The 25168-nt window shown below is 65.2% G+C and carries 19 protein-coding genes and 1 pseudogene; 10 read left to right on the top strand and 10 right to left on the bottom strand.

Translation table 11 applies throughout. The features are described 5' to 3' along the window. Positions 1-218 precede the first annotated feature (218 nt). Positions 219-845 (bottom strand): DUF6338 family protein, encoded by a 627-nt coding sequence (locus tag EGJ34_RS01430; RefSeq protein ID WP_125358362.1) that lies wholly within the window; start codon positions 843-845, stop codon positions 219-221. Between the two features lie 346 nt (positions 846-1191). Between EGJ34_RS01430 and EGJ34_RS01425 the strand changes: the two genes are divergently transcribed. The 5 genes and pseudogenes from EGJ34_RS01425 to EGJ34_RS01405 all read left to right on the top strand — a co-directional run bounded on the left by EGJ34_RS01425 (position 1192) and on the right by EGJ34_RS01405 (position 7112). Beyond that, positions 1192-2385: an OsmC family protein gene (locus EGJ34_RS01425; RefSeq protein ID WP_185750031.1), complete on the top strand. Its 1194-nt coding sequence runs from the start codon at positions 1192-1194 to the stop codon at positions 2383-2385. Continuing rightward, positions 2366-5371 carry a TonB-dependent receptor gene (locus EGJ34_RS01420; protein WP_125358358.1) on the top strand — a complete coding sequence of 1002 codons (3006 nt, stop codon included), beginning with the start codon at positions 2366-2368 and terminating at the stop codon, positions 5369-5371. The genes EGJ34_RS01425 and EGJ34_RS01420 overlap by 20 nt, the downstream gene beginning before the upstream one ends. A 5-nt stretch (positions 5372-5376) precedes the next feature. Then, positions 5377-6351 carry a DUF1684 domain-containing protein gene (locus EGJ34_RS01415; RefSeq protein WP_125358357.1) on the top strand — a complete coding sequence of 325 codons (975 nt, stop codon included), beginning with the start codon at positions 5377-5379 and terminating at the stop codon, positions 6349-6351. 68 nt (positions 6352-6419) lie between these two features. Then, a pseudogene (locus EGJ34_RS01410) lies at positions 6420-6623 on the top strand (hypothetical protein); the annotation flags it as partial. A 126-nt stretch (positions 6624-6749) separates the two neighbouring features. After that, positions 6750-7112 (top strand): glycine zipper 2TM domain-containing protein, encoded by a 363-nt coding sequence (locus EGJ34_RS01405; protein ID WP_125358355.1) that lies wholly within the window; start codon positions 6750-6752, stop codon positions 7110-7112. Positions 7113-7151: 39 nt separating this feature from the next. On the opposite strand, the gene fabR is transcribed toward EGJ34_RS01405, so the two are convergent. After that, entirely contained in the window at positions 7152-7835 is a 684-nt protein-coding gene (fabR, locus tag EGJ34_RS01400; RefSeq protein WP_125358353.1) for an HTH-type transcriptional repressor FabR, read from the bottom strand. A 73-nt stretch (positions 7836-7908) separates the two neighbouring features. Here fabR and EGJ34_RS01395 point away from each other — a divergent pair, with 73 nt between their 5' ends. Both EGJ34_RS01395 and EGJ34_RS01390 read left to right on the top strand, forming a co-directional pair. Continuing rightward, positions 7909-8991: a ferredoxin reductase gene (locus EGJ34_RS01395; RefSeq protein ID WP_125358351.1), complete on the top strand. Its 1083-nt coding sequence runs from the start codon at positions 7909-7911 to the stop codon at positions 8989-8991. 2 nt (positions 8992-8993) lie between these two features. Beyond that, positions 8994-10121: an acyl-CoA desaturase gene (locus EGJ34_RS01390; RefSeq protein ID WP_125358349.1), complete on the top strand. Its 1128-nt coding sequence runs from the start codon at positions 8994-8996 to the stop codon at positions 10119-10121. 103 nt (positions 10122-10224) lie between these two features. Here EGJ34_RS01390 and EGJ34_RS01385 read toward each other — a convergent pair whose 3' ends face one another. The 8 genes from EGJ34_RS01385 to EGJ34_RS01350 all read right to left on the bottom strand — a co-directional run bounded on the left by EGJ34_RS01385 (position 10225) and on the right by EGJ34_RS01350 (position 20714). Then, positions 10225-12375, bottom strand: a complete 2151-nt coding sequence (locus tag EGJ34_RS01385; RefSeq protein ID WP_125358347.1) for a TonB-dependent receptor — start codon at positions 12373-12375, stop codon at positions 10225-10227. 111 nt (positions 12376-12486) lie between these two features. Continuing rightward, on the bottom strand, positions 12487-13974 hold the full coding sequence (locus EGJ34_RS01380) for a M23/M56 family metallopeptidase (RefSeq protein ID WP_125358345.1): 1488 nt from the start codon (positions 13972-13974) through the stop codon (positions 12487-12489). Beyond that, the gene (locus EGJ34_RS01375; protein ID WP_125358343.1) at positions 13971-14357 is read right to left on the bottom strand and encodes a BlaI/MecI/CopY family transcriptional regulator; all 387 of its coding nucleotides are present in this window, start codon (positions 14355-14357) and stop codon (positions 13971-13973) included. Before EGJ34_RS01375 ends, EGJ34_RS01380 begins: the two co-directional genes overlap by 4 nt. 280 nt (positions 14358-14637) lie before the next feature. Next, on the bottom strand, positions 14638-16863 hold the full coding sequence (locus tag EGJ34_RS01370; protein WP_125358341.1) for a TonB-dependent siderophore receptor: 2226 nt from the start codon (positions 16861-16863) through the stop codon (positions 14638-14640). Positions 16864-16886: 23 nt separating this feature from the next. Beyond that, complete coding sequence (locus tag EGJ34_RS01365) at positions 16887-17213, bottom strand: DUF3325 domain-containing protein (RefSeq protein WP_125358339.1); 327 nt, start codon at positions 17211-17213, stop codon at positions 16887-16889. After that, entirely contained in the window at positions 17210-18787 is a 1578-nt protein-coding gene (locus EGJ34_RS01360) for a PepSY-associated TM helix domain-containing protein (RefSeq protein ID WP_125358337.1), read from the bottom strand. The genes EGJ34_RS01365 and EGJ34_RS01360 overlap by 4 nt, the downstream gene beginning before the upstream one ends. After that, complete coding sequence (locus tag EGJ34_RS01355; RefSeq protein ID WP_125358335.1) at positions 18784-19110, bottom strand: hypothetical protein; 327 nt, start codon at positions 19108-19110, stop codon at positions 18784-18786. The genes EGJ34_RS01360 and EGJ34_RS01355 overlap by 4 nt, the downstream gene beginning before the upstream one ends. A gap of 197 nt (positions 19111-19307) precedes the next feature. Beyond that, on the bottom strand, positions 19308-20714 hold the full coding sequence (locus tag EGJ34_RS01350) for a GGDEF domain-containing protein (RefSeq protein WP_125358333.1): 1407 nt from the start codon (positions 20712-20714) through the stop codon (positions 19308-19310). Between the two features lie 199 nt (positions 20715-20913). On the opposite strand from EGJ34_RS01350, the gene EGJ34_RS01345 reads away from it, so the two are divergent. From EGJ34_RS01345 to EGJ34_RS01335, 3 genes are all read left to right on the top strand, one after another. Beyond that, complete coding sequence (locus EGJ34_RS01345; protein ID WP_125358331.1) at positions 20914-21930, top strand: cation diffusion facilitator family transporter; 1017 nt, start codon at positions 20914-20916, stop codon at positions 21928-21930. Positions 21931-21996: 66 nt separating this feature from the next. After that, positions 21997-22746: a 2,3-diphosphoglycerate-dependent phosphoglycerate mutase gene (gpmA, locus tag EGJ34_RS01340; protein ID WP_125358329.1), complete on the top strand. Its 750-nt coding sequence runs from the start codon at positions 21997-21999 to the stop codon at positions 22744-22746. A 240-nt stretch (positions 22747-22986) separates the two neighbouring features. Further along, positions 22987-25080 (top strand): M13-type metalloendopeptidase, encoded by a 2094-nt coding sequence (locus tag EGJ34_RS01335; protein ID WP_125358327.1) that lies wholly within the window; start codon positions 22987-22989, stop codon positions 25078-25080. Positions 25081-25168 lie beyond the last annotated feature (88 nt).

Below are 25168 nucleotides of genomic sequence, written 5' to 3'. Positions count from 1 at the left end.
GGGGTCCATCGGGGCAGGCTGGAATGCCTATTGTATCGGCACGCCCTGGGGGGCTGGGATTTCCCTGCCGCCGACACGAGAAGGCCCCTCAACGGGGCCTGTTCGGGAAACATCAGGGCTTCTTCGGCGGTGGCGGCGGATTCGGTGGGGGAGCCGGCCGCGCACTGCGTGTCGGCGGATTGGCGTTGTCAAACGCATGTCTGACCGGCGGTGGAGGATTAGACCCCTTGCGCAGCATTGTCATCTTCAGAGTTCTCCTTCGGAAATACTTCGACCCAGCGCACGTCAGTTGCGTGAATGATTATGCCATCAAGATTGTCGAGATCTACAACGTTTCCATTTTCGTCAATCCATGCAGGCTGCTGCATATAAAACTGCCCGGTCGATGGATTCACCGGCCATTCCTTCGGCCAGCCAGTTAGCCGCCTTCCATCCTGAAGCTGGAGGATCACATAGGCGGGATTTGAATCCAGAACACAGAACCATTCACTCGGATGCGAAGTCCTGGAGGTAAATCCTCGACGCCTCAGCCACGAGTGGAACGTGTCCTTGTTGACGGCAGCGGCAACCCCGACGCCGAGCGCGGAGGTTGCAACGATCGACCAGAACGTCTGACTGTCATTACTCCAGGCTCCCACGGCAAGAACGGAACCAGCGGCAACGAGGCTCGCCTTGATCATGCCCGTGATGCCTTGGACGACGAACGTGAAGACCAAAGCCTCGACCGTCCGCTCAAATTGGCTGGGCTTGGGATGTGAGGTAAGCCCGTAGAATATCCACGCCGACAGGAAACCTGGCAGCAGGAACAGGAGAAGAGGCGTTGCTTGCGAAAACAGATTGTCCATTCGGCCGTCAGTGCTCCCTGATCACATGTGTGTCGGTCGCAGTATGAGATTTCTGCAATCCCCTGGCGTTGGGTCGGAGCGAACAGCAGCGCCTTCCCATGACTCATTCGAGTCTCATTTCCCTGCATGGGCGCACATTATTGGCAGCCTTCTCAGGAGGCACCAACCATGTCGCTTTCGAACTAAAGGGCGTCAGGAGGGAGAGTCGCTGTTAAGTATCACTCCCCGGGAGTGCGGGCACCCTGCGTCCCGCATATATAGGAATACCCAACCGTTATTTTAATGCGGTGGCGCGACATGAAAGAGTGGGCTCCTGTTCATGATCGCCTTCGGAGTCCGCCTGCCCATGTACGCCGTCCGTTCTGCAGCTCCCGCCAAAGTCATTGGCGCGACCGCGTTGTCTGCCCTGCTGTTGCTCACCGCACCGATGGCCTTCCCAGCCGAAGGCACCGCTTCGCCGCTGCGTGACTACATCAGGGCCAAACACGCCGCGATCCAGGCCCAGCAGGCCCAACCCGGCACTCCGACCGCCATCCATGCCAAGGTCACCGCCGAAAGCCGCTCCGGCGTACGCCGCCTTCGCATCGGCCCAACCGGCGAATACCAGTACATCAGCGACAGCGGACGCAGTTACGCCGGGTACAACCTGGGTGCGGGCTCCTGGGATTCGCTGGTGGGCACGCTGGCCAGTGCAGTCGCCGACGAATACGTGGTGCAGGCGGCCGTGCAGGGCCTGCCACTGGATGGCCTGGATGTGGTGTTCACCAGTATTCCCGAACGCAAGAGCGAGACGCTGGCCTACCCGAACAACCTCTCCTATGTGGCCTATATCGATTCCCCGGCCACGGAGGCGCAGCTGCAGGCACTGAAGCGTGCCGTGCATGAGAACTCTTCAGCCATTGATCTGGTCACCCAGCCGCATCAGGTCAGTCATGCCGAGGTGGACTACATCCAGAGTCCGGCAACCCGTGATCCCAAGCAGCCGCCGGGCCTGCGTGATTTCATCACCGAGGAAAAGCGCCCGGCGGTGCTGGCCCGGCAAGTGAAGCCAGCGGACGGCAAGAAGAAGCCTTCCGAGCCTGAAACCCTGGTTGCCCGCGCCCACGTTGAACCCCGCACCGGCCTGCGACGCGTCTACCTGGGCAAGGACGGATACCACCAGCAATTGCACGACAGTGCACCGGATCTGCTGGGTTACGGCTTGGCACCGACAGTTGAAGAGCATCTGCTGGGCGTGACCGGTACCTGCCTCACCCACATCTTCGAGGTGCAGGCCGCGTCGCGGAACGTGCTGCTGGACTCGCTGGAACTCACCGTGGATGGCCAGCTGAGCCCCCGCTTCGGCAGCAACGTCACCTCGCCTGCGCGCTTCAGCGACATCCACTACAAGGTGCGTATTGAATCGCCGGCGTCGGCACAGGAGATCGATGCCCTGCGTCAGTCCGTGGAAGCCACGTGCCCGCTCTACAATCTTGTGAAGGACGAGCAGAAACTGGAAGGTCGCATCGTGCGAGGCGCGTATGCAGAACCTGCGCAGTAAGCCTGAGCCCGCCCACCGCGTTCGACGTGGCCTGCCCCTGCATCGCCGCCACCTGGTATTGGCGCTGTGCACCCTGCTGGCCCCTTCCGCGTATGCCGAGGAGGAGGCGGTTGCCACGGCGGAAGCGAACGACCGCGCCGGTGCGCGCACGCTGGACCGGGTTTCGGTGCTTGGCTCGCAGATCGCCGGTGGCGGCGCGCAGGCGGCACTGCCGGTGGTCGCGGTGGATCGCGAGCAGATCGATGCGATCGGAGCTACCAACGGCAACGAGCTGTTCCGCAGCCTGCCGCAGTTCGGCGATGTGGCGGTGACCGAAAAGGGCACCACCAATGCCGGGCGCAACTCCAATGTGGCGCGCGGGGATGTAGGGTCGATCAACCTGCGTGGCCTCGGCTCGAAGTACACGCTGCTGCTGCTCAACGGGCGTCGCACCGTGCAGCACCCGATCAGCAACAGCGGCGATGAAACCACCTACAACGCCAATGCGATTCCCACCTTCGGGCTGGAGCGGGTCAACCTGCTGCTGGATGGCGCGGCCTCCATCTACGGCTCCGACGCGGTGGCCGGTGTGGTCGACCTGGTGATGCCCAGCAACCTGGCCGATGGGGGCGGCATCCAGCTGAACTACGGCAAGGTCACCGATGGGCACCGCGAGGACATCTCGCTGGATGGCTACTTCGGCAGTGATTTTGCCGAAGGTCGCGGCAATTTCTCGGTGCTGTACGGCTTCTCCAAACGCACCTCGCAGCTCAATTCCGATGCATGGTTTACCGCCACCGATGGCCGCCGCCCGCTCGGTAACGGCACCAGCGTGCCGGACCCGAACGGTACGACCGGCTTCAGTACGCGCACCCCGTGGGGACATTTCGAGACCTACGCGAATGGGCGTCGTACCGGTACCTGGTCGGTCAACCCGGTCACCGGTGCGCTGGTGTCCGGCTCGGTGCCTACGCGCTATCACTACGATTCTGCTGCCGAACCGGGCATTACCACGTCACCAGCGATAAAGAAGGGGAACGTGTTCGCCAGCGGACGCTTCGACGTCAACGACAACGTGCAGTTGTTTGGCGAGCTGGGCTACTACCGGGCCCGCTCCGAATCCTGGGTCAGCAGCGAATCCGGCTTCGGTGGTGATGGCTTCCTGCTGCACATCCGCCCGGATGCCTATTGGGTGCCGGAATCGCTGCGCGGGGCAGAGGCGATCCGTCTGCTCAACTACCAGTTCGCTGATTCGGGTATCCGCAAGGTCGAAGTGGACAACGATCAATCGCGTGTGCTGCTGGGGCTGCGCGGGTGGACCGAGGGCGGCTGGAACTGGGAAACCGCGCTGCTGTACTCGCGTGCGCGCAGCAAGGATACCCAGCAGGGCGGATTGACCGATGCCTTCATCGAGGCAGTAAACCGCACCGACGCCAGCGCATACAACCCCTTCAGCGGTGGTGATCCGAACAGCATCCGGGTCGGGGATGCCACTCCTTACGACACCTCGTCGTTCATTGGCGAGGCGACGCGCGAAGGCACGGCCGAACTGGCGCTGTGGGATTTCAAGGTCAACCGCCCCGACGTGATCAGCTGGTACGCCGGTGACATGGGCCTGGCCGCAGGCGTGGAGTACCGCTATGAAAGCCGCGAAGATGACCGCGACGAGAACATTGATGGCAGTCGCCCCTATACGGACTGGTATACCGGAACCGTCGCGGCCAGCAACTTCTTTACCCACAGCCCGCGACCGGACGTACGCGGCAGTCGCAACGTGAAGTCGGCGCTGATCGAACTGGCGGTGCCGCTCATCTCGCCCGCGCAGAATATTCCGCTGGTGCAGTCGCTGGATCTGCAGATTGCAGGTCGCTACGAGGACTACAGCGATGCGGGCCAGGTCGCCAAACCCAAGTTCGCTGCGGCCTGGAAGGTCGTTGACAGCCTGCTGCTGCGTGGCTCGGTCAGCGGCGGTTTCCGTGCGCCGGGATTGGAGCTGGTCAATTCGCCACCGACGTATGGCTTTGGCTTCAACAATGACGCCATCCGCTGCCACGCGCTGATCAGCAAGGGCGCGCACCCCGACTACAGCGCCTGCTTGAACGCCTACAGCAGCGGCTCGTCGGTCAAGCCATCGGTGAGCACCGTGACGTCCTATGGCGACGACGTGAAACCGGAAACCACGAAGCAGTCGTCCTGGGGGGCGGTGTTCGAGCCGCAGTTCCTGCCTGATCGGTTCGGATCGGTCAGCCTGAGCGTGGATGCCTGGAAAGTAGAGGTCGAAAATCCGATCAGCACGCTGGGCGAGGAACTGCTCTACGACGCCTATCTGCGCGTGGTGGAAGGCAGCAGCAATCCGAACGTGGTGCGCGCGCCTGTGACGGCTGAGGACATCGCGCAGTTCGAGGGCTCAGGCCTGGCTCCGGCTGGTGTGGTGACGCACGTCTACACCCGGTACCAGAACCGCAGTCCGCTGACCGCATCGGGTGTGGACTACAACTTCACCTGGCACCTGCCGGAGACAGCTTGGGGCAACTTCGCCCTGCTTGTCAGCGCCAGCCAGTTGAAGGAATACACGCAGCAGAAGCCGATTGAGGTGCAGCAGGTGGCTGCCGCAGTGGCCAGCGGCCAGCTGAACATCATTGCGCCCGACCTGGGTGCCGCCAATGAGGTCGGCATCAATGGTGCCAAGCCGGAATGGCGCGCCAGTGCGACGCTGATCTGGAACCTGCAGGACTGGACGGTTCGACTGCGTGATGACTACATCGACAGCGTCACTGCCGGGGCCTACTCCGACCGCACGCCGTACGTGGTGGGGTCCACCCAGCGTTGGGCCCTGTCGGTGAAGAAGGAGTTCAGCCAGGGGCGGCTGAAGGGAGCTGCGGTCGAGGTGGGAGCCCGGAATCTGTTCGACAAGGAGCCGCCGCTGAACGCCAGTGGCAATTATCTCACCGCGCTGCATGAGTCGTACGGGCGCTACCTGCACGTTGGCATCTCAAAGAACTGGTGAACCACATGAACAGCCGCGCCATGATGTGCTCCCTTCTGATCGCCCTGACCGCCACCGCCTGTACCCCACAGGAAGGTGTCGTGACCGGGGCGGCTGCGGCCACGCCGTCGTCGACGCCTTTCCAGTCCGCGCATGCCAGATGGGTCAGGCAGCGGGACGCCGACCTGCGCAAGCCCGACGGCTGGGTCAGTCTTATCGGGCTGCACTGGATTGAACCGGGAAAGCAGAGCGTGGGGGCTGGCCAGAACAATGCCATCCGCCTGGCCATCGCACCGGATCGACTCGGTCAGGTGGAGCAACGCGCGGACGGGCTGTACTTCCAACCTGCGGACGGGGCGCTCGTTACGGTCGATGGCAAGCCATTGAATCGCGAGGTGCGCCTGTTTCCGGAAGGGCAGGGCGGCGGTACCAAACTGCTCTACGATCAGGGCAAGGGTCAGATTACCGCGATCAAGCGCGGGCAGCGACTGGCCTTGCGAGTCCGGCACGCGGATGCGCCGGCACGCCGGAATTTCGCCGGCCTGGACTTCTTCCCAGCCGATGAGGACTGGCGTGTGCAGGCGCGGTTTGTTCCGCACCCGGCTGGCAGGACGCTGCCGATCGTCAATGTGCTGGGGGAGGTCAGTGAAACACCGAATCCGGGGTATGTCGTGTTCGAAAAAGAGGGGCGTGAGTGGCAGCTGGAGGCCTTGGGAGATCCGGCGAAAAGCCTGAACCTGATGTTCCAGGACCAGACAACCGGGAAGCAGACCTATGGCGTGGGGCGCTATCTGCGCACCGACCCGGTGGCGGCGGACGGTACAGTGACCCTGGACTTCAACCACGCACATAATCCACCGTGCGCCTACACCGACTTTGCCACCTGCCCACTGCCGCCGCCTGAGAACCGCCTGGCTCAGCAGGACGAACAGCACAAGCGCGTCCGGTTGTCGGTACTGGCGGGTGAGAAGAAATATGCAGGCAGTGCGCTCAGCCACTGACCAGGGTCAGCGAGGGGTGTCCGGCGAAGATCTCCATGACGATCTGAAAGTAGGTCTGGCCTTCGCCTGGTCGGGTCGGCGTGTTCGCCTGGAACCCGGAGGTGCCGGAGGGTGCCAATGTGGTGGTGAAGCAGATCGACGCGATGACCCGCAAGGATGAGTACCCGGTGGAAACGCTGGTGTGGGATGGCAAGGGCACTGCCTTGACCCAGCAGACCGTGCCAGCGTTTGAACCCCGCCCGGGAGCAACGGTGCTTTACAAGGTGCGCTGAACGCGTTGGCTGCGATCCACAAGCTGAATCGCAGCCGATGCTTTGACTTGGCGTACACCTGTTTTCACGGTCGCTTGCGGGCGCGGTGTCGAGACTGGTCGCATGTCCCACCCTCAGGAGTCGACCATGCAGACCCAACTCAAGATGCTGTGCCTGGGCACCTTGCTGGCCTTTTCCACCGTCGCCTCGGCGCAGACGTACGGGCCGAGAGACGAAGGCCGCCGGTTCAATGACGGCAGCAAGGTGGTGTGCAAGAACGTGGAAGTGCAGCGCAACAGCAAGGATCCCAACCGCATCACCGGTACCGCCATTGGTGCCGTGGCCGGTGGTCTGCTGGGTAACCAGGTCGGCGGTGGTAACGGCAAGAAGGTCGCGACCGTGGCGGGTGCTGTTGCCGGCGGTGCCGCAGGCCGCCATATCCAGGGCAACCAGCAGTCCAAGAATGGCGACCGCGTGGTTGAGCGTCGATGCGAGCGGCGTTACCCGTAAGGTTTGAACACAAACGGCCAGCGAACAGCTGGCCGTTTTTTATCGCGTCGGTGGATTGCCTGCAATGGTGCGCGCGCCGGTGATGATCATCCGCAACATCTGCGACAGCTGATCAATCAGCTCGGGATCTTTCTCCGGTGGCTGGTCCAGGGCGCTGCCGCCCATGGCGAACACCAGGCGCGTGATGGCCTTGGCGACCAGATGCGGTTCGTGCAGCACGGCACCGTTATCCGCGGCGGCCAGACGAATCAGGTCCACGCACAGTTCTTCTTCGAAGTAGTTCAGCTCGCGCTCGACTGCGTGCTTGAAGGCGTCCGAGCCGGCGCTGCCTTCGCGCAGCATCACGTGCAGCAGGCGGTCATCGGCGCGCAGCTGCTCAAAGAAGGTTTCCACCGAGACCCGGATCACGCTGCGGTCGGACGAGGCCGCGCGCTGGCGGGCCTGGCCGATGATGGTGCGCAGCGAGCGCCCGGCCAGGTCAATCAGGGCCACGGTCAGTTCGTCCATGTCGCGGAACTGGCGATAGAACGAATTGGGGGCAATGCCGGCTTCGCGGGCGACCTCGCGCAGGCTCAGCGTGGAGACACTGCGGTGCGGGCCGATCAGGGCCAGTGCAGCCGCCAGCAGGTCATCGCGGGAGATCGCTCCCTTGCGCGCCGGGTGTGTCTCATCCGCCGCTGATACGGCAAGGTCGGTGGCAGTCAGGGAGGGCTGGGCAGTCATCGGATGAATCATAGCTGGTCCGGGCGATATACAACTGTATACACACCTGTATGCTCGGCCGTATAGTGATGGCATGAACGCTCGAGTCCGTCCTGCTGCCCGTCGCCGAAACCCGCTGATGCCCCGCAACTGGGTGTCGGAAGAACTGTTCGATTTCTGGGCGGGGCAGGTCCATCCGCTGTGGACCCTGCGCCGCGCGCGTGCCCGGCTGGTGTCCCGCGAGGCGGCCAGTGCCGACGCGGTGACTCTGGTGCTGCGCCCGAACCGGCACTTCAAGGGCCTGCAGCCGGGCCAGCACGTCAACCTGGGCGTGGAAGTGGACGGACGTCGGCTCAGCCGCAGCTACAGTCCGACCCAGCTCGACGACGGCAGCCTGGCAATCACGGTGAAGACCGTGGCCGGTGGCATGGTCAGCCAGCATCTGGCCCTGAACGCTCAACCCGGCGATGTGTTCGAGCTTGGCCCGGCTTTTGGTGAAATGATTCTTTCGGTGCCGGTATCGGCTCCGCTGGTCCTGCTCGCCGCCGGCAGCGGCATCACCCCGATGCGCGCGCTGCTGCGCCAGTTGGAGGCCACTGGCCTGCCGGTCCGGGTGGACCTGGTGTACTGGGCGCAGACCCGCGAGGCGCTGTGCTTCGTGGAAGAGTTCAACGCCCTGGCCGCTCGCCATCCGAACCTGCACGTGCACCTGGCGCTGACCCGCGATCCGCTGAATCCGGCGGTTCGCGTGGGCGACTACGACTTCAGCGCGCTGGGCGATCTGAGCGCTGCGCAGGTGATGGCCTGTGGTCCCGCCGGCTTTGTCGAAAGCGCGCGCACCCGCCTGCAGGGACAGGTCGCCGGCTTCCAGGCCGAAGCCTTCAGCCCGCCGGCGGCAAGCGACGTCGCGGCCGAAACCGGTACCGTGCAGGTGGAGCTGCGCCGCAGCGGCCGCACCTTGGAACTGCCGCGCGGTACCGCGCTGCTGGCCGCGCTCGAAGCCGAAGGGCTGCGCCCGGCCAGTGGCTGCCGCATGGGCATCTGCAACACCTGTGTCTGCGGCAAGGTCAGCGGGGTCACCCGCAATACCCTGACCGGCGAACATACGGCCGAACCGGCCACGCAAGTACGACTGTGCGTGAACAGCGCCAGCACCGATCTGATTCTGGAGCTTTGAGCATGTCTTCCGTGCAAAACCGCGTGTTGTCGGCCACTGAACTGCAGACCTTCGGTGAGGAACTGGACGCGCTGCGTGCGCGCCATATCGCCACCCTGGGCGCGGCCGACGCGCGCTACATCCGCCGCGTGGTGGCGGGCGTGCGCTGGACCGGCGTGGCCGGTCGCGCGCTGCTGTTCCTGGGGGCCTTCGTGCACAGCATGCTGATTCCGGCGTGGATTGCCGGTGTGGTGCTGCTGGCGCTTTCGAAGATTCTGGAAAACATGGAGCTGGCGCACAACGTCATCCACGGCCAGTACGACTGGATGGGCGACGCGCAGCTGCAGGGCAGCACCTACGAATGGGACATCGTCGGCACCGCCGACAACTGGCGCAAGACCCACAACTTCCGCCATCACACCTACACCAATGTGCGTGGGCTGGATGACGATATCGGCTACGGGCTGCTGCGCATCTTCCCCGAACAGCGCTGGCGTCCGTTCTACCTGATGCAGCCGTTCATCGCGGTGGTGTTCGCGCTGCTGTTCGAATGGGGCATCGCCATCCAGGACCTGAAGATCGGTCGCCTGCTGGCCGGTAAAATGACCTTCAAGCAGTTGCTGCGGCAGGCGCGCCCGGTCGGCCGCAAGGTTGGCAAGCAGGTGTTCAAGGACTACATCCTGTTCCCGGCGCTGGCCGGCCCGTTCTTCCTGCCGGTGCTGCTGGGCAACGTGGTGGCCAACCTGATCCGCAACGTGTGGACCTACGTGGTGATCTTCTGCGGGCACTTTACTGCCGACGCGGAAACCTTCCCCAAGGAATGCGTGCGCGAAGAAACGCGCGGCCATTGGTACCTGCGCCAGCTGCGTGGTTCGTCGAACATCGCCGGTGGCAAGGTGATGAACCTGATGACCGGCAACCTGAGCCACCAGATCGAGCACCACTTCTACCCGGACGTGCCGGCCAACCGCTATGCGGCCATTGCAGTGGAAGTACGTGAGATCTGCCAGCGTTATGGGCAGCACTACAACACCGGCTCCCTGCCGAAGCAGTTCGGGCAGGTCGTGTGGCGGATTCTGCGGCACTCGCTGCCGAGCCGGCCGCGGGTGGTGGTGGTGCCGGAGCGTACGCCGGTGCCGTCTACGCCGTAAGGCATGAGGTGGGTCGGTGGTGACGCGCATGGCGCGTTGCTACGTAGAGCGGGGCTTGCCCCGCTGCTGTTTGCGCGGCGCTTCCAGCGGGGCAAGCCCCGCTCTACAGGGATAGCTCCCATTGCAAGCGCCAGGTGGGGCTGATGGGACGTTCCCGCTGCAAGACCTGCGTCCCATTCCCGTCCGAAAGGCGCTGGCCCGAACGGGTATCCGGATGCAGCAGGTTGCCGGCGCTGAGCCGCAGCTTGTTGCGCGGCCCGAAGGCGCGAAGCACATACACATCCAGCTCGCGGTTCCACCCTTCCAGATCCGTCTGCCAGGTACTCACCCGGGTGGCATCGCCGCTGCGCCACGTATAGCTGGCTCCGGTACTCCAGCGCGGATCGATTCGATAGTCCGCGCCCACTGAACCGGTGAAACGCAACTGTCCGTCCAATCGATTGTCGGGCCCGGGCACGTCATCCACCCGCGAGGCGTTGTAGGTGGCATTGGCGCGCAGCGTAATATCCGGTGCGTCCGCGATCACCGCGTCCAACGGTGCTTTCGCATCCATCTCCACCCCCCAGCTGCGCGCAGCCCCTCCGTTGCGAGGCGTCGCTACCCAGCGCCCATCACGCAGTGTCGTGTCGGTCAGTACCACGTCGCGGAGACGTCGCGCATAGCCGCCAATACTCCACTGCACGCCGCTTTTTCGTTGCACCTCAAAGGCAAGGTCAACGCCACTGGCCAGTTCAGGCCGCAGTGCCGGATTTCCCTGCTCGTCAGGATTCAATGGCCGGTTGTTGGTGGAGGTGTATGGGCGTGGAATCAGCGAACCCAGCGTCGGCGACTTGTAGGTTCGCGTGAGTGCGAGGCGCAGTTGACGATCACCATGGCCGGGCAGCTTCCAGCGCGATTGCAGAATGGGCGAGAGGACGCTGTCGGCTTGCCGGATTGGATCGAAACCACTGCCGCTGCTGCGCGTGCGGATGTGCTCCCAGCGCGTGCCCAGGTACAGCGACCAGCGAGGGGAGATTTCGATGTCGTCCTGCACGTACACCGCCAGCCGCCCGACCTGTGCGTCGAAGGAAAGATCGCTGATGCCGCCGGGGATCCCCGCGATGGGGCGCAACTGCTGGACCCGTTGTTCGTCGCGCTGGTCCAGACTGGCTTCCCAGCCCAGCTGCAGGGTGTGCCGGCCACGCGCGGGCAGTGCCCATTTGCCGGTGCTGTTTGCGTTGCGGACGTTCAAGCGCGCGTCGGTGTGGTCGTCCAGGTTCTGTCGGCCTTGCTCGTCCTGGCCTTGTTCGCGATAGCGGTAACGTTCGTGATTGCCGCCCAGCGACAGCTTGCTGGCCAAACTGCCGCCGGCTTCCAGGGGATGGGTCCACTCCGCACTGCCATTGGCCTGTATCAGATCTATCGTGGTCTGTTGCTGGTACTGGTTGTGCAACAGCGGCTCACCCAGCTGCGTGTCCCACTCAATCTCGATGTGGCGCTGGAAGCGGCTGGCGTCGATGTAGGCCTGCAGGGCCAGTGTATCGGCGTTGTCGAAGGTGAGCTCGAGGCTGGGCGCGACCACGAGCGCCTCGCGGGTGCCACTGGCGCGCAGTGCGCTTGCGCGGAGTGCTGTGGGCTGACCTGTGGCGTCATTCACGGTTTCGTTGGCGGTTTCTTCCACCAGAAACGCGCGGCGGCTGGCCGTGGTGGTGATCGTATGGCTGCGGCCGTCGCTGCGGCGACTGCGCTGCCAGGACACAGATGGTGTGCTGCGACCGTTGTTCACGCTCCAGTTCGCGGTGACCGTGTCGGTATCACGCCCGGCACCGGATACCAGCACGATGTTCAGGGTCCCGGCAATCGCTTCACCACGCATGTCGGCGGTGGGCGCGCGGAGGATCTCCACCTTCTCGACCATGTCCGGGGTCAGTGAATCCAGATCGAAGCCCAGCGGTGCTCTCTGCCCGTTGATCAGAATCTGCGTGTAGCCGTTGCCCAGTCCGCGCAGGGTGACGCCGCCGGGGCGGCCGGGCGCGGCGGGTACCACGCTGACGCCGGGCAGCCGTTTGAGCGCATCCAGCAGGGCCGCGTCGCCGTACTGGCGCAGCGCGCCCGCATCGAACACGATCCGCGTAGTGGAATCATCGCGGCGCGCATCGTAACGCTCGACCTGCACCTGCACCGTCTCCAGTTCGGTCGCGGGTGGCGATTGAGCGGCTGCGGGTGTGGCCAGTAGTGCAGGCAACACCAGCAGGGCAGGGCAACGTGCAGGCATGCAACAACCTCCTGTATCCAGGAAAGCAATGAATGGATTAAACCGGGGGTGGGCTCCCTTGACGGGGCCGGGCCTCGTAGAGCGGGGCTTACCCCGCTGTCGTGATCCGCGCTACTGCAGGTGCTTCAGTGGATCCACCCGCTCGCCGTTGAACAGCAGTTCCCAGTGCAGATGCGGTCCGGTCACGCGCCCACTGCGTCCGCTGTGCGCAACCGTCTCACCGCGCCGCACACGCTGGCCCGGCTTCAGCGAGGTGCTGTCCAGATGCGCGAACAGACTCTGCCAGCCGTTGCCATGATCAATAACCACTACCGTCCCGTATTGATCTCCCTCGGGGTAGTGAGGGGTGGCCGCCACCACGACACCATCGGCCGGTGCCAGCACTGGCGTACCCACGCGGGCGGCAAAATCGGTGCCACGGTGTGCGCGCTGACGAATTCCGCCGTTGTCGCCGAAGTGGCTGTTGATGCGAACCTGCGACAGCGGTGCATCGAAGCGTTGCCCCGCTGCTGTCAGGTGAGAGGTCGATGCCGGTGACATCGACACACTCATGCTGGTCAGGGTGGTCAACTGCGGCAGAGGAGCCGGTGAAAGCACTGCCGCCTGCACAACCGTCATGACCGCACCACTGACCAGCAGTGCAGCAAGCACGACGGCACGACCTGGCCACGAGGTCCGCAACGTGCTGCCACCGCGCAGCATGTGCTGGATGCGCAGCTGGTGGCCGGCCATGTCGCGGTGGGTCAAGGCGGTCACCGGGCCGGGCGCGTTGCCATGCCCGGCCAGACGCAGCGCGCCCAGGTAGGCAACGGCAAAACTGCGTCCGGCGGCGGCGTCGCCGCCCAGTGCCATGGCATCGCAGCGCAGCTCGGCGGCCATCTGCGCACGCGCGGCGATACGGCGCACGAAGGGGTTGAACCACAGCAGCGCGCCCACCATCGCCATCGCGCCGGCGCGTTGCGGATCGCCGCGTTCCAGATGCGCGGCTTCATGTCGCAGCACCAGGCGCAGCTGAGGGTCAGTGAAGTGGCGCAGCGCGCTTTCAGACAGCACGATGGTCGGTCGCGGCCAGCGCACGGCGAACGGGGTCATCGCGTGTGAGGTAAGGCGCACCGCAATGCCCTGCGCGTGCAGGGCAAGCGCCTGCTGCGTGCTTGCCGGACCGGGCCAGTTGGACGTGTCAATGACATCCGATGCGCCGCGCACAACCCGGTATGCGGACCAGGCCCCGGCGATCAGGCGGAACAGCGCCAGGGCCGAACCCAGCAGCCACGCAGCCATCAGCACACCGGCCAGCGAGGGCCAACCCCGTCCAGTCGAGACGATTGCATCCAGGGGTGTCGCTGGGTTGTCCAACATCAGCGGAAGGGGCAGCGCAACCGGCAGTGCCGCCAGCGGGACCGGGGCCAAGCCTGCCAGCAGCACCGACAGCAGAGGAGGAAGCACCGCCAGACACCACACTGCAAGCCACACGCCCGGGGTGGACACCGTCTGCGGCCACAGCCGCTGCACCATTCGGCCAAGTGCCAGTGCAAGGGCGGCGCTGCACAGGCTGCCCAGCGCCAGCAGCATCCACGTCTGCAGGGGCAGCGCACTCATGGCGCGTCATCCGGGGCGGGGGCGTGCAGCAGTGCCTCCAGTTGCTGCAGTTCCTGTTCGCTCAACAGGCGGCTGTCGGCGAACGCCTGCACTGGCAATGCGCCGTCGAGTTCCAGCACGCGGCGGGCGAAATCGGCGCTCAATGCCGCCAGCGTGGCGACCTTGCCGACCTGGGCGCGGTAGACATTGAGGCCGTGTTCGCTGGTTTCCGTCACCAGTCCCTTGTCGACCATCCGCTCCAGCGTCTTGCGCGTGGAGGAATAGGACCAGTCCAGGCTGGCGGCGATGCCGTTGTGCAGTTCGCGGGCACTGCAGGCGTCCAGTCGCCACAGGCACTTGAGCAGTTCCAGCTCGGCGTTGGAGGGGGTGGGGGGACGGACCATGGCGAAAGCGTGGTGGATGTGGTGTCGCAAGTGTGCGACATGTGTCGCATCAAGTGCAAGCCCTGGGATGCATCTGATTCGGGAATGCGGGAACTATCGGAATTGCGGGGAACGCCGGGAAATTCGGGAACGCTTGCGTAGAGCGGGGCTTGCCCCGCTGCTTTCGCGCGGTGTAGTCAGCGGGGCAAGCCCCGCTCTACGGTGGGTCGGTGCCTCAGCGGGGCAAGCCCCGCTCTACGGTGGGTCGGTGCCTCAGCGGGGCAAGCCCCGCTCTACGGGGTCAGAAATTCGCGCGCAGGTTGAACAACACGCGACGCGGCTCGCCCCAGTAGCCTGCGTTGAAGAAGCCGACGTTCCGGTAATACACCTTGTCGAACACATTGGTCACGGTCACGCCGACGCTCATGTTGTCGTTGATCCGGTAACGCCCCATCAGATCGAACAGCATGTAGCCGCCTTGGCGCATCTTGCCGGTGGCTGTGATCGGCGCACCCGCCGTCGTGTAGCGGCCGGTGGGAATCGGCTGCAGCTGGTAGATCTCGCTCTGTACCGTGAAGCCACCGCCGACCATCCAGTCGCCGCGGCGATAGGTGGTGTTGAACCGCGCCAGCTGCATCGGGCTGGTGCTGGCAATGCGGCTGCCGTCCGGGTTGGTGCTGTAGGCGTAGGTGTAACCGCCGGTCATGCTCCAGTTGTCGGTGATCGAACCAGAGACCTCGAACTCGGCACCGTTGGTCTCGATGCCCTTGCTGGCGATGTAGGGCACGCTGCCGTCGGGCAGGATCACATCGGCCCCGGCCGGGTCGCGCGTGGCGACGTTGTCCTGCTTCATGTAGAAGCCATTGAGCGAACCGTACAGGCGGCCACCGAAGAACTCGCCCTTGAAGCCGTATTCGTAGTTGCTGCCGGTGACCGGGTCCAGCAGCTGGTTGTTGATGTCGCGCAGCGCGGTGGCCTGGAACACGTCCGAGTAGCTGGCAAAGGCGGTGATGCTGCTGCTCAGGTCGTACAGAACCCCGAAATACGGGGTGGGTTCGTGCGCGGTGGTGCGTGCGCTGCGGCCGGTGAAGGTGCCGTTGACGTCGTAGTTGTCGGTGGTGGTGCGATAGTCCGAATAGCGCACGCCGGCGATCACCTTCAGCGGGTCGATCAGGTTCAGGCGCGCGGCTGCGTAGTAGCCGGTTTCGGTGGTGTTGACCGTGCTGGAGGGAATGCCGTAGTTGAACGTGGTCGGCTTGCCGATGTTGCCGCCCCAGCTGAAGATGCTGGGGAAGGCGGCGACGTTGTATGGGCGCGAGGTGATGCCGGCGCGGATGGTGTCCAGGTCGCGGTCGTAGTGGTTCACCCCCATCACCAGCTCGTGCTGGCGGCCGAACAGCTGGAACGGACCGGAGGCATACAGGTCGAAGGCGTCTTCTCGGGTTTCCGATACCGAGTAGGTATCGGCAATGCGCAGGCCCAGGCCGGTGACCGGGTCGGCCCAGTTGCCGGTATTGGAGCCGGCCAGCAGCAGCGAGTCGGTGTCGGTGGCGCGGTGGTTGTAGGCGATGCGCCCACTCCAGCCCGCGCCCAGCTGCTGTTCCAGGGTCAGGAAGTAATTCGTGCTTTCGCGGTTCCACTCGTTCCAGCGGGCCGCTGCGCTGTACGAGCGTGGCATCACCGCACGGCTGCCGTCGCGGAAGTACAGCGGCGAAGCGCTCCAGGCACCACCGTCCGATTCGGTTTTGAGGTAATCGATGCCGGCACGCAGGCGGGTGCTGTCGGTCAGGTCGGCCTCGATCACGCCGTACAGGCTGGGCGAGGTGTCATGCTGGAAACGCACCCAGCTTTCCTTGTCGGTGTAGGCCCCGACGAAACGACCCCGCACGCGGCCACTGGAGGTGAGCGGACCACCCACATCGACTTCAGCGCGGCGGTAATCCCACGAGCCCGCGCTCAGGCTGGTGCTGGCCTGGAAGGTGTCGGTGGGACGCTTGCGCACCATGTTGACGGTGGCCGACGGGTTGCCCGAGCCGGTCACGAGGCCGCTGGATCCGCGCACGATCTCGATGCGCTCGTAGATCGAGGTGTCGCTCAGGATCGAGTTGCCACCGGCACCGGTGGTGTAGTTGGTGGGCACGCCGTCGAACATGAAGTTGTTGATGGTGAAGCCACGCGCATTGAACAGGGTGCGGTTGCTGTCGTACGACTGCACGGTCACGCCGGGCGTCTGCTGCAGCACCTCGGCGATGGTAATCAGGTTGAAGTCCTCGATCCGCTGGCGGGTAAAGACGGTCAGCGACTGCGGGGTTTCGCGAAGGGTCAGCGGCAGCTTGGTGGCGGTGTTGGTGCCATACACCTGGTAACCCTCGGTGCGCTGGGTGACCAGCACTTTGTCCAGCTCGGTGGTGGTGGGCGCGGTGGCGGCGCTCTGCGCCAGTGCCAGCGAAGGCGCGCCGGCGGCCAGGGCCAGGCACAGCGCCAGGGTGTTCCGACGCGGCGCGCCGGGCAGGGAAGAACGGATCATGGACACCTCAGGAGTAGCGGAAATCAGGAAGCGGAATCGCGCGGGGCGCGGGCGGGCGGAGCGCCTGGCGAAGGACGCGCACGCGGTGCGGTCCGGTAGCTGAGCCAAAACAAAGGTGGGGCGGCAGCGGCGGCCAGTACGCCGAGTCCGGCGATCACGCCGTAGGCCAGGCCCCAGCTGAAGATGCTGCAGCCGGCCGAGGCCAGCAGCGCGACCCAGCCGACCGCGCGCAGGCAGCGGCGTCTTACCGGCGTGGGCAGTACGGAGAACACGTCACGATGGTGGCGATCCATCGACAGCGCCAGGGCGGTGAAGCCCAGCATCGCCAGCAGCCACGCCACGACGGTCATGCGCCGGCCCCGTAGGTGTTCAAGGCACCGTTGCGCGGTACGCGCGCGCGACGGGCCGCAGGCACGTGGCGATGCACCTTTCGCGCCGCCCAAAGCAGGGCGGCACCCAGCAGGGCCAGTCCGAGGTCGATGCCCGCTTTGGCGGTGTCGCCCGCCGCCAGCGCGCTGAACAGTCCGCCGTTCCAGACCAGCAGGTTGAACACCGGCAGCAGCAATGACAGCACGCCGGCCGCGGCCAGTTGTTCCGTCCAGGCACGGCGCGGCGCACGCAACGCGGCATGCAGCAGGCACAGCGCCCATGCGGCGAAGAACACGCTGATCTCGGCCTGGGCGCGGGCGTCCAGAGTGACGGGCAGCAGTCGGTTGCCCCACAGGAATGCCAGCATCGCCAAGGGCAGGCCGGCGACGAAGCCGATGTTCATGCGTTCTACGAAGCGGAACGCGAGCGGGGGGCGGGCGGGATCGGGCAGCTGCTCACGCCGCTTCACCGTCCACAACACCAGACCGGTGGCGACCATCAGCGTACCGGCCACGCCGGACAGGAAGAACAACCATCGCATCAGCGTGGGAGCGAAGCGCGCCGCATGCAGGCCGATCATGCCGTCGCGGGTGAACACCGCCGCCGAGCGTGTGGCAACCGGGCCCTGCAGTGCGCCTTCGGCGTCAAAACGCAGCGCTTCGCCGTTGTCGGCAATACGGTCACCGCTGTCGCGTCGGAAGGTGATGCGCATGGCAGCGTCGCCAGGGTAGTCGACCACCACGGACCCGGCATGGCCGTTGCCCCATTGCTGCTGTGCGCTTTCCATCAACGTTGCCAGTTCCGGCATCATCACGCGCTGCCCCGCAGGCTGCACCTTGGCCTCGCGCGGGAACAGTTCGGCGAAGAACGCATCGCGGCTGCCGAAATTCGCCTGCACGGCCCACGGCATGTACACCGTCATCAGGGTGATCAGGCCGGTGTAGGTGATCATCAGGTGGAACGGCAGCGACAGCACCGCCAGCGCGTTGTGGCCATCCAGCCAGCTGCGTTGGCCCTTGCCACGGCGGAAGCTGAAGAAGTCGGCGAAGATCTTCTTGTGGGTGATCACCCCACTGATGATCGCCACCAGCATGAACACCGTGCAGAAGCAGACGAACCAGCGTGCCCACAGCACGGGCACGTAGTGCAGGTCGAAGTGCAGGCGGTAGAAGAAATCACCGCCGCGCGTCTCGCGCGCGCTGACCGGCTGCCCGCTGGGATCGAGGGTGGCCTGCCACGGATTGGGCTGGCCGCGTTTCGGTTCGGGCGCGTCCTTGGGTTGCCAGCGCACGGAGGTGGCATTGCTGCGGGAACCAGGCAGCTCAATCGACCAGCGTGTGGCGTCGGGTGCGGTGCGTGCGAGGAAGCGCTGTGCCTGGTCCAATGCAACGTCAGACGCGGCCGGAAGCCCCAGCTCCGGCTGCATCCAGCGGGTGAGCTCGTTGCGCCAGTAGCTGGCAGTCCCGGCAATGAAGATCAGGTACAGCACCCAGCCGACCACCAGACCGGACCAGGTATGCAGCACCGCTTGTGACTGACGGAAGCCCTGGCTCATGCGGCACCCAGCGTGTGCAGCGCGGCCGGCGCTGCGCCAAGGACAATGGCCGCGGTCAGTCCCATTACTGCACGCACGGTGCTGCGCGCGGCATAAGCCCAGATCGCAGCGAGCGCGTAGACCACGAAGGAGGCCATGGTGGCGACCAGCGCGGAGTCAGCGGGATTGCCCGGCAGCAGGCGCGCCAGGCCGTCGGCCCAGGCCGCCGCCACGGCATGGCCGCCGATCAGCGCCAGCAGCCCACGCGCCCACAGTCGGGCATTGCCCTTGCGGCGGGAGGTCGTGCGCCGGACAGGCGGTGCGTGGGGCGGGACGGTGGACATCACTGATGTCGATGAGAACGGCATGGCAATTGCGACTCACTATTATTTGAGATCGTCGCTTGGGGTGTATCCCCCTTTTGGGGGATGCCACAACCTACGGTGGGAGCTTGACAAGCCGTAGAGCGGGGCTTGCCCCGCTGCTTTTCGCGGCGAACGTCCAGCGGGGCAAGCCCCGCTCTACGGGTCCGCCGCAACGGTCAGCGCCGGTGCTGCATGCGCCGGTCGGGGGCGGGCGGCAGATCGTCGCTCGCAAGCACGACGCGGTTGCGGCCGCGCTTCTTGGCTTCGTACATGGCGGCATCGGCGCGCGCCATCAGATGCTCGAAGTCCGGGTGCTCGTCATGCGCGGCAACGCCGATGCTGGCGGTGAGGGCCAGTTCCTGTCCGCTGGGAAGGGTCAGCGGGCTGCGCGCGATGTGGCCGCGCAGGTTCTCGGCAATCGATACCGCCTGGTCCACCGTGGCCGCCACCAGCACGATCACGAACTCCTCGCCGCCATAGCGGAACAGGTAGTCGCTGCCCCGGGTGAACTGGCTGAGCAGTCCGGCAACGTGCTGCAGGGCGCGGTCGCCGCCGTCGTGGCCATGGGTGTCGTTGATCACCTTGAAGTGGTCCAGGTCCAGCAGCAGCACCGCGAATGGCGTGTGCGAGCTGCTGGCCAGTTCGATTTCCCGGCGCAGCACGGTGGGCAGGAACCGACGGTTCAGCAGGTGGGTCAGTGCGTCGCTGCCGGCATCCAGTTCGCCGACCCGCTCGAACAGCATGCCCAGCAGGGTGCGGATCTGCTCCAGCTTCTTGCGGATGTGCAGCAGGGCACGCATGCGGGTACGGAAATCACTGTGGGTCAGTGCGTCGGGCAGACGCGCGTCGATGCGCTTGATCAGCGCGTCGATCTGCGACGTCTCGCTGCTTTCACCGAAGCTCGGCCGTCCCTTGTGGGTGAACCACAGTCCAAATTCCGACTCGGCCAGCCACGCCCCTTCGGTTTCCGCGCGCTGGCTGGCCATGGCGTACAGCAGGCCGTTTTCCCAGTCCAGCAGCAGGGCGCGCTGGCGCTCGCGCTCGGTGCTGACGTTCTGCACCAGCGAGAACAGCCGGTAGGCCGAATCGGTGCGTGCCGAGCGCTCGCGTGCATGCGCATAAGCCAGGGTCATGCCCTCCATGGCGATGTCGATCACCGCACTGATCGCGTTGATCGCGCGGAAGGCAATGTCGGCGCTCGATGCGCGCTCCTGGAGTTCCGCAAAAAGGTGTCGTTTGAGCACGCGCGCGCCCCGGGTCACCAGGTCCACCGGAATGCCGACACGGGCATGTACGTCGCCGATCACCCGCTGCGCCGCCACGCTGGCAGGCACGGTTGCCGCGACCGTCACCAGCAGCTGCTGCAGCCAGCGCTGCATTGAGGGCTGCAGATGCTGGCGGACCTGGTCATGTGAGAGGTAACGCGCGGCGCGCGGGTCTTCCAGCAGCACGGCATAGAAGTGCTCCGCCAAGGCGGGAGCCACGCCAGGTGCCATCTGCTGCATCAGCGCCATCGCCTCCGGGCCGGCTTCCTGCAGGCAGAGCTGCCAGGCGGCGATCAAGGCCTGGCTGGCGCGGTCCATCGATATCGTGTGCACGGAACTGTGACCTATGACTCAAAACATCAGTATCGGTGGCGGACCGGAAAGATGTAGGCGAAGTTGTCGCAGCTGCGACGATTGGTCGCGGCCAAGGGCGTTGTGCCTGCAATGTTATAAACATCGTAATAGTCTCCTTACGGCGCGCCGCGATAGCCTGCAGCCCTTGCACAGGAGCCGTTCCATGGGTCACGACCACGATCACCTGCCCAGCGAGATCCGCCACGAGAAGCCGCTCTGGTGGGCGCTGGGGCTGACCAGCACATTCCTGCTGGTCGAAGTGGTGGGCGCGTTCTGGACCAACAGCCTGGCGCTGCTGTCCGATGCCGCGCACATGGCCACCGACACGCTCGCGCTGATGATCGCGCTGGTGGCGGTGCGGCTGAGCCGGCGGCCGCCGGACGCGCGCCGTACCTACGGCTACGCGCGGCTGGAAGCGCTCGGCGCGATGATCAACGGCGTGCTGCTGTTCGTGGTCGCTGCGTACATTCTGTGGGAAGCCATCGCGCGCTTCCGCCAGCCGGTGGAAATCGCCTCCACCGGCATGCTGGTGATCGCGGCCTTCGGGCTGGTGATCAACCTGGTCTCGATGCGCCTGCTGCACGCCGGCAGCGGTGAAAGCCTCAACGTCAAAGGGGCTTACCTGGAAGTGTGGGCCGACATGCTTGGCTCGGTGGCGGTCATCCTGGGCGCGCTGCTGATCCGCTGGACCGGATGGAAGGTGATCGACCCGATTCTCGCCGTGCTGATCGGCCTGTGGGTACTGCCGCGTACCTGGGTGCTGATGCGTGAAGCGATCAATGTGCTGCTGGAGGGCGTGCCCAAGGGCATCCAGGTCGACGCGGTGCGCGCGCGCCTCTGCGGGCACCCCGACGTCCGCGATGTGCATGACCTGCACGTATGGGCGCTGGCCTCCAGCACCCCGGCACTGACCGCCCATGTGGTAATGGCCGAGGGGGTGGATGCCGACCGCCTGCGCCGGCAGCTGGGCACCGCCCTGCACGAGGACTTCGGCATCGACCATGTGACCCTGCAGGTCGAGGTGGACCATTGCGGCGACGATTGCGCGGACGGCAAGCCAACGGGCGGGCACGAACACGATCATGCGCATGGGCACGACCACGACGGTCACCCGCACGACCATGGCCACAGCCGGCGCAAACCCGACGCCCAGGGCCACCACGGCCACCCGCATGCCTGAGCGGGGCAGGGGGCAGGGTTGCCGCTACAATGGCGGTCTGCCTTGCCACCTGTTGGAGAAACTGCAGTGACCCGGAAACTCGTACTGTTGCGCCACGGCCAGAGCCAGTGGAACCTGGACAATCGCTTCACCGGCTGGGTGGACGTGGACCTGACCGAGCAGGGCCGCCTTGAGGCCGCCGCCGCCGGCAAGCTGATGCGTGAGGAAGGCCTGCAGTTCGACGTGGCCCACACCTCGGTGCTCAAGCGTGCCATCCACACCCTGCAGGGTGCACTGGCCGAGCTGGACCAGGACTGGTTGCCGGTGAGCAAGAGCTGGCGCCTGAACGAGCGTCACTACGGCGGGCTGCAGGGCCTGGACAAGGCTGAAACCGCTGCCAAGCACGGCGAGGACCAGGTCAAGATCTGGCGCCGTTCCTACGACATTCCGCCGCCGCCGATGGACCTGGAAGACCCGGGCCACCCGATCCACGACCGCCGTTACGCCGGTCTGGACCGCAACGCGCTGCCGGGCACCGAGTCGCTGGCCACCACGCTGGAACGCGTGCTGCCGTACTGGTTCGATTCCATTGCACCGCAGCTCAAGGACGGCAAGACCGTGCTGGTCACCGCCCACGGCAACTCGCTGCGCGCGCTGTACAAGTACCTCAACAACGTCTCGCAGGAAGCCATCCTGGAACTGAACATTCCGACCGGCATTCCGCTGCTGTTCGAACTGAATGACGACCTCACCGTGCAGTCGTTCCGTTACCTGGGCGACCCGGAAGCGGCACGCAAGGCGGCAGAAGCCGTGGCGAACCAGGGCAAGGCCAGGTAACCCTCCCGGTCCGTGGTAATTTTCCCGTAGAGCCACGCCCTGCGTGGCTGCGACTCCGTCTGGCACCGCGAAGCCACGCACGGCGTGGCTCTACGGCAGATCATTACCCCGATGACACGCACGGCGTGTCGTTACGGGACCCCTGTGACCTTTGGCCGGTCCGATCTGCGCTCCACCCGCGCTACGCTGTGAGATTGCCCGTCCTGCGGGCAATGCTTCCAACTGCAGCCGGAGTGATGCATGACCTTTACCAAGCTGGCCCCCCTGGGCCTGACCGTTGCCATTGCCGCCTCGCTTGCCGCCTGCGGCAAGACCGACGCCCCCGCCGCCGACGCCACCCCGGCCAAGGCCGCGTTTGATCAGTCGCAGATCAAAACCCCGCTGATCTCGCTCAACAGCGCCGACCTCGACCCGGCCATTGCTGCGTGCACGGACCTCAACGGTTACGTCAACAGCAAGTGGCTGAAGGCCAACCCGGTGCCGAACGACCAGACCACCTGGGGCAGCTTCGAGATCCTGCGTGAGCGCTCGCTGGAAGTGCAGCACGCGCTGGTCCAGCAGGCCGCCGCCAGCGACGCCAAGGCCGGCTCCGTAGAAGCCAAGATCGGCGACATCTGGAAGACCGGCTCGGACGAAGCGAAGATCGAAGCCGCCGGCGTCGCCCCGCTGCAGCCGCAGCTGGACAAGATCGCCGCGCTGAACGACACCGCCGCCATCACCCAGTACCTGCGCGACAGCCAGGCCCAGGGCCAGGGCGTGCTGTTCTCGCTGTCCGCCAATGCTGATTACAAGGACTCGGCCAACGTCATCGCCTACGTCGGTCAGGGCGGCCTCGGCCTGCCCGAGAAGGGCTACTACTTCGACGATGCCCAGGCCAAGATTCGCGACGCCTACGTGGCCTACATCGAGCAGGTGCTGACCCTGTCCGGCGTGGATGCCGCGCAGGCCAAGGCCGATGCCAAGGCCGTGATGGATTTCGAAACCCGTCTGGCCAAGGCTTCGCTGTCGCGCATCGAATTGCGTGACCCGGCCAAGCGCTACAACCCGCTCAGCGCCGCCGACGCCGACAAGCTCACCCCGAACTTCAGCTGGACCGCATTGTTTGACACGCTCAAGGTGCCGGCCGCGCAGAAGTTCTCGCTGGCCCAGCCGGGCTTCTTCAGCGAAGTGGACAAGATGCTGGCCGACGTGCCCGCCAGCACCTGGCAGGCTTACCTGCGCTTCCACACCGTCGATGATGCCGCGCCGTACCTGAGCAGCAACTTCGAGAAGGCCAACTTCGACTTCTACGGCACCACCCTGCGCGGTCAGAAGGAAATGCAGCCGCGCTGGAAGCGGGTGCTTGATTCGGTGAACACCTCCATCGGCGAGGGCCTGGGCCAGTTGTATGTCGACGCGGTGTTCCCGGCCGAATCCAAGGAGCAGATGCAGCACCTGGTCGAGAACCTCTCGGTCGCCCTGAAGGCGCGCCTGGAGAAGCTGGAATGGATGGGCGAGGACACCCGCAAGAAGGCGCTGGAAAAGTGGGCCAGCTTCACCCCGAAGATCGGCTACCCGGACAAGTGGCGTGACTGGTCGGGCCTGGAAACCAATGCCGACAGCTACCTGGGCAACATGCAGGCGGCGCGTGCGTTCAACTACCGCTACATGCTGAACAAGATCGGCAAGCCGGTCGACAAGACCGAGTGGGGCATGACCCCGCAGACCGTCAATGCCTACTACAACGCGACCAAGAACGAGATCGTGTTCCCGGCGGCGATCCTGCAGGCACCGTTCTTCGACGCCAAGGCCGATCCGGCGCTGAACTATGGTGGCATCGGTGCGGTCATCGGCCACGAGATGATGCACGGCTACGACGACTCCGGCAGCCAGTTCGCCGCCAACGGCAACTTCGACAACTGGTGGACCGACGCCGACCGGAAGGCCTTCACCGGCCGTACCGACCAGCTGGTCGCGCAGTTCGACGGCTACGAATCGCTGCCGGGCGTGAACGTGAAGGGCAAGCTGACCCTGGGAGAGAACATCGGTGATCTCGGCGGGCTGACCGTGGCCTATGACGCGCTGCAGATGGCGCTGAAGGAAGACCCGAAGGCCAATGTGGAGGTCGATGGCCACACCCAGGACCAGCGCTTCTTCATGAACTGGGCCACCGTGTGGCGTCGCAACTTCACTGACGGTGAGCTGCGCGTGCGTCTGAACACCGACCCGCATGCCCCGGCCAACTTCCGTGCCAATGGGGCACCGTCGAACATGCCGTCGTTCGCGGCGGCGTTCGAGTGCAAGGCCGGCGACGCGATGGTGCGCGCCGACGACAAGCGTGTGGTGATCTGGTAACGGCCTGGGTCACGACCAACGGTCGTGACCTACCTTTGGCGGGGTGACGACCAACGGTCGTGAACCGTTACAGGCCGAGGTAGCACCC

Origin of the sequence: Stenotrophomonas sp. 278, from assembly GCF_003935715.1 — a bacterium.
GTDB classification, from domain to species: Bacteria; Pseudomonadota; Gammaproteobacteria; order Xanthomonadales; family Xanthomonadaceae; genus Stenotrophomonas; species Stenotrophomonas maltophilia_AH.
The sequence above is the reverse complement of the archived record's forward strand: the minus strand, read 5'-3'. Positions and strand labels throughout refer to the sequence as shown.

What these genes read in the sequence shown, in the direction of transcription:
- EGJ34_RS01430 (WP_125358362.1), bottom strand. Translation starts at nt 845, where the DNA reads ATGGACAATCTGTTTTCGCAAGCAACGCCTCTTCTCCTGTTCCTGCTG.
- EGJ34_RS01425 (WP_185750031.1), top strand. Translation starts at nt 1,192, where the DNA reads ATGTACGCCGTCCGTTCTGCAGCTCCCGCCAAAGTCATTGGCGCGACC.
- EGJ34_RS01420 (WP_125358358.1), top strand. Translation starts at nt 2,366, where the DNA reads ATGCAGAACCTGCGCAGTAAGCCTGAGCCCGCCCACCGCGTTCGACGT.
- EGJ34_RS01415 (WP_125358357.1), top strand. Translation starts at nt 5,377, where the DNA reads ATGAACAGCCGCGCCATGATGTGCTCCCTTCTGATCGCCCTGACCGCC.
- EGJ34_RS01405 (WP_125358355.1), top strand. Translation starts at nt 6,750, where the DNA reads ATGCAGACCCAACTCAAGATGCTGTGCCTGGGCACCTTGCTGGCCTTT.
- fabR (WP_125358353.1), bottom strand. Translation starts at nt 7,835, where the DNA reads ATGACTGCCCAGCCCTCCCTGACTGCCACCGACCTTGCCGTATCAGCG.
- EGJ34_RS01395 (WP_125358351.1), top strand. Translation starts at nt 7,909, where the DNA reads ATGAACGCTCGAGTCCGTCCTGCTGCCCGTCGCCGAAACCCGCTGATG.
- EGJ34_RS01390 (WP_125358349.1), top strand. Translation starts at nt 8,994, where the DNA reads ATGTCTTCCGTGCAAAACCGCGTGTTGTCGGCCACTGAACTGCAGACC.
- EGJ34_RS01385 (WP_125358347.1), bottom strand. Translation starts at nt 12,375, where the DNA reads ATGCCTGCACGTTGCCCTGCCCTGCTGGTGTTGCCTGCACTACTGGCC.
- EGJ34_RS01380 (WP_125358345.1), bottom strand. Translation starts at nt 13,974, where the DNA reads ATGAGTGCGCTGCCCCTGCAGACGTGGATGCTGCTGGCGCTGGGCAGC.
- EGJ34_RS01375 (WP_125358343.1), bottom strand. Translation starts at nt 14,357, where the DNA reads ATGGTCCGTCCCCCCACCCCCTCCAACGCCGAGCTGGAACTGCTCAAG.
- EGJ34_RS01370 (WP_125358341.1), bottom strand. Translation starts at nt 16,863, where the DNA reads ATGATCCGTTCTTCCCTGCCCGGCGCGCCGCGTCGGAACACCCTGGCG.
- EGJ34_RS01365 (WP_125358339.1), bottom strand. Translation starts at nt 17,213, where the DNA reads ATGACCGTCGTGGCGTGGCTGCTGGCGATGCTGGGCTTCACCGCCCTG.
- EGJ34_RS01360 (WP_125358337.1), bottom strand. Translation starts at nt 18,787, where the DNA reads ATGAGCCAGGGCTTCCGTCAGTCACAAGCGGTGCTGCATACCTGGTCC.
- EGJ34_RS01355 (WP_125358335.1), bottom strand. Translation starts at nt 19,110, where the DNA reads ATGTCCACCGTCCCGCCCCACGCACCGCCTGTCCGGCGCACGACCTCC.
- EGJ34_RS01350 (WP_125358333.1), bottom strand. Translation starts at nt 20,714, where the DNA reads ATGGACCGCGCCAGCCAGGCCTTGATCGCCGCCTGGCAGCTCTGCCTG.
- EGJ34_RS01345 (WP_125358331.1), top strand. Translation starts at nt 20,914, where the DNA reads ATGGGTCACGACCACGATCACCTGCCCAGCGAGATCCGCCACGAGAAG.
- EGJ34_RS01335 (WP_125358327.1), top strand. Translation starts at nt 22,987, where the DNA reads ATGACCTTTACCAAGCTGGCCCCCCTGGGCCTGACCGTTGCCATTGCC.